General features: G+C 54.4%; 5 protein-coding genes. All 5 read left to right on the plus strand.

Features of this window, described 5'->3' with window-relative positions; all coding sequences use genetic code 11:
- The first annotated feature begins 13 nt into the window (after positions 1-13).
- Positions 14-964 carry a glycine betaine/L-proline ABC transporter substrate-binding protein ProX gene (gene proX / locus ACEQ15_RS10385; protein WP_370279116.1) on the plus strand — a complete coding sequence of 317 codons (951 nt, stop codon included), beginning with the start codon at positions 14-16 and terminating at the stop codon, positions 962-964.
- 81 nt (positions 965-1,045) lie between these two features.
- Complete coding sequence (locus ACEQ15_RS10390) at positions 1,046-2,380, plus strand: MmgE/PrpD family protein (protein WP_370279110.1); 1,335 nt, start codon at positions 1,046-1,048, stop codon at positions 2,378-2,380.
- Positions 2,381-2,519: 139 nt separating this feature from the next.
- The gene (locus ACEQ15_RS10395; protein ID WP_370279111.1) at positions 2,520-3,566 is read left to right on the plus strand and encodes a GlxA family transcriptional regulator; all 1,047 of its coding nucleotides are present in this window, start codon (positions 2,520-2,522) and stop codon (positions 3,564-3,566) included.
- An 11-nt stretch (positions 3,567-3,577) separates the two neighbouring features.
- Positions 3,578-4,543 (plus strand): GlxA family transcriptional regulator, encoded by a 966-nt coding sequence (locus tag ACEQ15_RS10400; RefSeq protein WP_370279113.1) that lies wholly within the window; start codon positions 3,578-3,580, stop codon positions 4,541-4,543.
- 186 nt (positions 4,544-4,729) lie between these two features.
- On the plus strand, positions 4,730-5,731 hold the full coding sequence (locus tag ACEQ15_RS10405) for an isopenicillin N synthase family dioxygenase (RefSeq protein WP_370279114.1): 1,002 nt from the start codon (positions 4,730-4,732) through the stop codon (positions 5,729-5,731).
- Positions 5,732-5,880: the final 149 nt, after the last annotated feature.

A 5,880-nucleotide genomic window follows, 5' to 3' on the forward strand; every position in this document is an offset into this window, starting at 1 on the left:
GAGAGTTGGGAAGATGGCACTGACCGCCAACGCGGAATCCATGCCGGGTAAAGGTGTGGAAGTAACCCCAATCTTCCCAACTATCGCGGAAGAGCGTTTCCGCGGTGAGATCGCGATTGCAGGCCTGGAAGCCCTGGGTTACGAAGTAGAAGAGCCAAAAGAGACTGAATACGCCACCATGATGCTGGCACTGTCTTACGGTGATGCGGACTTCAGCGTACACATGTGGGACATCCTGCATAACGACTTCTACGAAAACTCCGGCGGCGACCGCACCATGGTTAAAGCCGGTGACGTAATCCCAGGCGTACTGCAGGGCTACCTGATCGACAAGAAAACCGCTGAAGCGCACAACATCACCAAGCTGACCGACCTGCAAAAACCAGAGATCGCGAAGCTGTTCGATGCTGACGGCGATGGCAAAGCAGACCTGACCGGTTGTAACCCGGGTTGGGGTTGTGAGCTGGTAATCGACCACCAGATCAAAGCCTACGATCTTGGCGACACCGTGACTCACAACCAGGGCTCTTACTTCGCGTTGATGGCCGACACCATCACCCGTTACAAAGAAGGTAAATCAATCCTGTACTACACCTGGGTGCCACAGTGGATCGCAGGCGTACTGGTAGAAGACAAAGACGTAGTGTGGCTGGAAGTACCTCACACCTCCCTGCCTGACGGCAACAACGACGTAAACACCAGCTTCCAGGGCAAAAACCTTGGCTTCGCGGTAGACCAGGTTAAATCTGTACTGAACAAAGAGTTCGCTGAAGAGAACCCTGCAGCCACCAAACTGCTGTCTCTGGTACAGATCACTGCGAGCGATGAAAGTGCGCAGAACCTGAAGATGCAGAACGGCGAGAAGTCTATGAAAGACATCAAGCGTCACGCTCAGGAGTGGATCGCGGCGAACCAGGATAAGTTCGATGGCTGGATTGCAGAAGCACGCGCTGCTGCTAAATAAACCGTAATGTCATAGCCCACAAAGGCACCTAAGAGGCGACTCAAGGTGCCTTTTTGCTCTCTGTATCAGGAAACAACAAATATGTCTCTGTTCAGCTTTATTCAAGATCTCAAATACAGCGATATCCCGGAGCACACCCGCTATCTGGTCAGCACCTCGCTGATGGATATTCTGGGTGTAGTGGCCGGTGCAAAAGATAACGAAACCACCCGCAACATCCGTAACTATGCGGCAACCCACTACCCGGCTACCGATCTGAACTGCCGTCTGCTGTTTGATGGTCGTACGGTTCATCCGATGGGCGCAGCCTGGGCTGGTGGCTTCAGTGCCGACAGCCTGGATGCCCACGAAGGTCACTTCACCTCCAAAGGCCATGCGGGCGCGACCGTGGTCCCTGCCCTGCTGGCATTGGCTGATGCCTGTCGAGCACAAGGCCGTGAGATCAGCGGTGAAGAGTTCCTTACCGTTCTCGCGATCGCCTATGAAACCGGTTTGCGTGCCGGTGTGGCACTGATGGATACCGCTGCCGAATACCACGCATCCGGTGCCTTCTCCGGTCTGGGTGTGGTCTGTGGTGCAGCCCGATTGCTCGGCATGGATGAAGAGCAGTTCCTGCACGCCTTGGGTATCGCCGAATACTTTGGCCCACGTTGCCCAATGATGCGACTGGTCGACTTCCCGTCCATGCTGCGTGATGCGCACGGTGCGGGTGCCTATGCCGGTGTGAACGCCGTGTTTATGGCGCAGGCCGGTATCACCGGTGGACCCGCTGAAACCGTTGCCGAAAACAAAATCGCCCACTGCTGGAACGACCTGGGTGAGCGCTGGGAAATTGATGCCCAGTATTTCAAACCATGGCCGGTATGCCGCTGGGCACAGCCATCTCTGACAGCTGTCACAGCGATGTTGGAGCAACATCCTGAGATCACCGGCGGTAATGTTGAACAGATTCGCGTGGAAACCTTCCACGAATCGATGCGCCTGCAGGGCCACTTCCCGGCCAATGCCGACGAAGCACAGTACGGTCTGGCCTTCCCACTGGCAGCGTTGATCGCCCGTGGCCAGGTGGGGCCTGCCGAAGTCACCGGCGATGCGATCACAGCAGAGGATATTCTTTCGGTTAGCCGCAAGGTTGAGATCGTAGAAGCGGATGACCTGTCGGCTCGTTTCCCGGAGGAGATCCTGTCTCGCGTAACCATTCAGTTGAAGGATGGTCAGGAGATTGTCAGCCCGGTCACCCAGGCTAAAGGCGACCCGGCAACAGCAATGACCCGCGAGGAGTTTCTGGCCAAATTCCACCTGTTGGGCAGCGTAAGCTTCTCGGATGAACGACTGAATCAAATCGTGGATGCGATCGTTTCCCTGCCAAATGCGAAAGACTGCTCTATGCTGTTTGAGCTGATCATGCAGCCGTGAGAGGATCACTGCCCGTCCACGACAGGTGGGCGGGTGGTTTATATCCAAGCATGTCGCTTTAAGTCAGGTACCAGACCCGGATCTGCTTTAATTTAGTTATATACAGATCTGAGCTCGATCTGGAATAGAGGCCCCTTCTATGACCAATTGCTCCACCAAACGTGATTTCAGCAAAACGAACAGTGATTCCAATAAAGCCTATGTGAATTCGGACGCGTCGGGAGAGCAACCGATCCGTGTGGGGTTCATCCTGCAGGAACACTTTTCGATGGTGGCATTTACCGGTGCGTTGGATGTACTGGTGACAGCAAACCTGGTGCATGCCAGCCCAATCTTTGAATACCGCACGCTCGGCATCGATTCCCGAATGGTGGTCAGTGATCTTGGCATCAACATCTCCACCGACGGTACCGTAGAAAGTCTGCAGATTCAGCACCGGGGCGACCTCGATATTCTGATTGTCTGTGGTGGCTTTCGATCCTCCCTGGAAATCAATTCAAAACTGAACACCTGCCTGAAAGCCGCAGATAAACAGGGCCTGATCCTGGGCGGTTTGTGGAATGGTGCCGTTGCCCTCGCCCACGCTGATCTGCTGGATGGCCAGGAGTGTGCAGCACACCCGGACAACCACGCGTATATGCGTGAAACCTTCAACCGGGTGAACGTCTCCAAAAATACCCTGGTTGTTGGTAATAAACGCGCCACCTGCTCTGGCCCGGTCAGTGCGCTGGAGATGATGCTCAAGCTGATAAGCCAGTTGAAAGGCACCGATCTGGTACGTGCGATCCGCGAAATTCTGAGCTGCGATCAGGTAGCCGAGGCCCAGGACTCCGTGCAGCTGCAACTGGGTGACGACCCAACCTTGCCGGAATCCCTGCGCAGCATTATGGAGCTGATGCGCAACAACATCGAAGAACCTTTGGGCCTTGAAGAGCTGGCAGGCTGTATCAACATCTCCCGTCGCCAGATGGAGCGCCTGTTCCAGACCCATCTGGATAGCAGCCCTTCCCGTTACTACCTTGAGCTACGTATTACCCACGCCCGCCGCTTGCTGCTACAAACCAACGAGAGCATCACCAACGTAGCGATCGCCAGCGGATTCGTCAGCACCAGCCACTTCAGTAACTGTTTCAAAGACTACTTTGGCGTGTCGCCGAGCGCTGCACGAGCCAAACAACAAAGCTAGCGAATCCACGGATGAATGCAGCCCCGTCGCCAACCCAAGTCAGCTTTATCCTACTGCCGGGATTTGCGCTCACCTCGTTTTCCCTGGCTGTCGAAGCCCTAAGTGTTGCCAACTGGCTGGATGATCAGACTCTGTATCACTACAACATCTGTTCACCGGAAGCAGATCAGGTCGGCGATGTGATCACCAGCTCAAACCAGGTACCGGTTAACGTCACAGCCACTCTGGACGAGTGCCTTAACAGCGATATCGTTTTTGTCTGTGCTTACCGTGATGCTGCGCGGTACGACAACCCGGAACTGACCCGCGTACTGAAGAAAATCCAACGCAACAAAGGCAAAATAGCCGCCCTCAGCAGCGGTGCTTTTATTCTGGCGCGTGCGGGATTTCTGGAAGGAAAAAGCTGTACCACGGTACCGGAATACCGCACCACCTTCGCTGAGCTATATCCCCAAATACTGCTGCAGGAAAACCTGTTTACCGTGACCGGCGACCTGTACACCAGCGCTGGCGGCACCGCCACTCTGGATATGATGCTGTACCTGATCGGTCTGGATCACGGCAAGGATTTCATCCATCGGGTTTCGCAGCAGTTTATGCAGGATCGGGTGCGCAGCAGCGAAGAGATGCAGAGCACCCACCGCCAGCTTAGCCTGCGCATCAAATCCCCCTGCCTGGGTGCTGCAGTAGAGTTGATGGAAAAGCACATCGCCGAACCCTACTCCATCTCCACACTTGCCAGCCGGATTGGCACCACGCCGCGTAATCTGGAGATCGTGTTCCGCAAATATGAAGACACCACACACGGCCGCTACTACCTGCGCCTGCGTTTGCAGCAAGCCAAAAAGTTGTTGGAGGAAACCCACCTCAGTATCGCCAATATCGCGCAGGCAACGGGCTTCAATTCCCAGAGCCACTTCGGTAAATGCTTCCGTGAACAGTTCGGCAAACGTCCGTCAGAACTGCGTCAGAGCTAAAGCACAATTTCGATTCCTATCCGTCAAAAAACACTCAAATTCTCGTTTCAAGAACAGGGTTCTTCGCTTTTGTGATATAGGCCCACACCCCACTTCAGAGAAACTGATCACCACACAATAAGAACAGGGTCGCTTTCGCGTGAGGCCACGTGTTACGGGCGCCCCAGACAATCAAGGTGAATTACAGTGACTTATGCTACTTCTGCCGCAGAGGCTTCTTTTCAGGACGTTCGTCTTCATAGCAAAACCGTTTCCTTCAGCGAAATCCCGATTGTAGATGTAGGCCCGCTGATCGACGGTAGCGACCCACAGAAAGTGGCTGACGAGATCGGTCATATCTGCGAAAACATCGGCTTTCTCTACATCAAAAACCACGGTGTGGCGAAGGAGCTGATTGAAGCGGTGTACGCCCAGACCGAAGCTTTTTTTGACCTGCCGCTGGCAGAGAAAGAAAAGCTGAACATCATCAACTCCGGCCAGACCCTGCGTGGTTACATTCCGATGTACGGTGAAAACGTAGATCCGGAAAACACCCGCGACTTCAAAGAGTGTTTTGATTTCGGTAAGGATGAGCAGGAAGTCTCCCCGTTCTTTGGCCCGAACCTGATGCCGGAGCAGCCGGAAGGTTTCCGCGAGACCATGGATCAGTACCACGGTGAGATGATGAAGCTGGCCCGTAAGCTGATCAGCGCCATCGCCCTGAGTCTGGGATTGCCAGCCGACTACTTTGAAAAGCTGCAGCAGAAACCGATCACCATCCAGCGCCTGCTGCACTACCCTCCACAGGATGGCGCGATCAGCCAGGAAGAGATCGGTATCGGCGCACATACCGACTACGGTTTCCTGACCATTCTCTCTCAGGACGCGGTAGGAGGCCTGCAGGTTCAGAACCGCGACGGCGACTGGGTGAGCGCACCACCGGTGGAAGACTCTTTTATCGTGAATATCGGTGATCTGGTACAGACCTTCACCAACGACCGCTACATCTCCACCGTGCACCGCGTAATCAATGCCAGCGGCAAAGAGCGCTACTCCGTACCGTTCTTTATCGACCTGGATTTCGATGCGGAAGTAAGTGTGGTGCCAACCTGCCAGAGCGAAGAGAACCCGGCTAAATACGAGACCTATACGTGTGGCCAGCACAAGTACAAACGTTTCGTAGACAGCTACGTACACCTGACTAACTGAGGCAATGAAAGCGTTTCTTTAACGTACTGCTATATCCCTCTTTGGGCCCGACAGCCGTCGGGCCTTTTTTGATTGGAGATAAGACTTGTCAAACACCGATCGGAAGGCTCGAACTGTCTTTGATCTCCTTTACCGAGATATGGGACTGG

Source organism: Pontibacterium sp. (assembly GCF_964228735.1).
GTDB lineage: Bacteria > Pseudomonadota > Gammaproteobacteria > Pseudomonadales > Balneatricaceae > Pontibacterium.

What these genes read in the sequence shown, in the direction of transcription:
- proX (WP_370279116.1), top strand. Translation starts at nt 14, where the DNA reads ATGGCACTGACCGCCAACGCGGAATCCATGCCGGGTAAAGGTGTGGAA.
- ACEQ15_RS10390 (WP_370279110.1), top strand. Translation starts at nt 1,046, where the DNA reads ATGTCTCTGTTCAGCTTTATTCAAGATCTCAAATACAGCGATATCCCG.
- ACEQ15_RS10395 (WP_370279111.1), top strand. Translation starts at nt 2,520, where the DNA reads ATGACCAATTGCTCCACCAAACGTGATTTCAGCAAAACGAACAGTGAT.
- ACEQ15_RS10400 (WP_370279113.1), top strand. Translation starts at nt 3,578, where the DNA reads ATGAATGCAGCCCCGTCGCCAACCCAAGTCAGCTTTATCCTACTGCCG.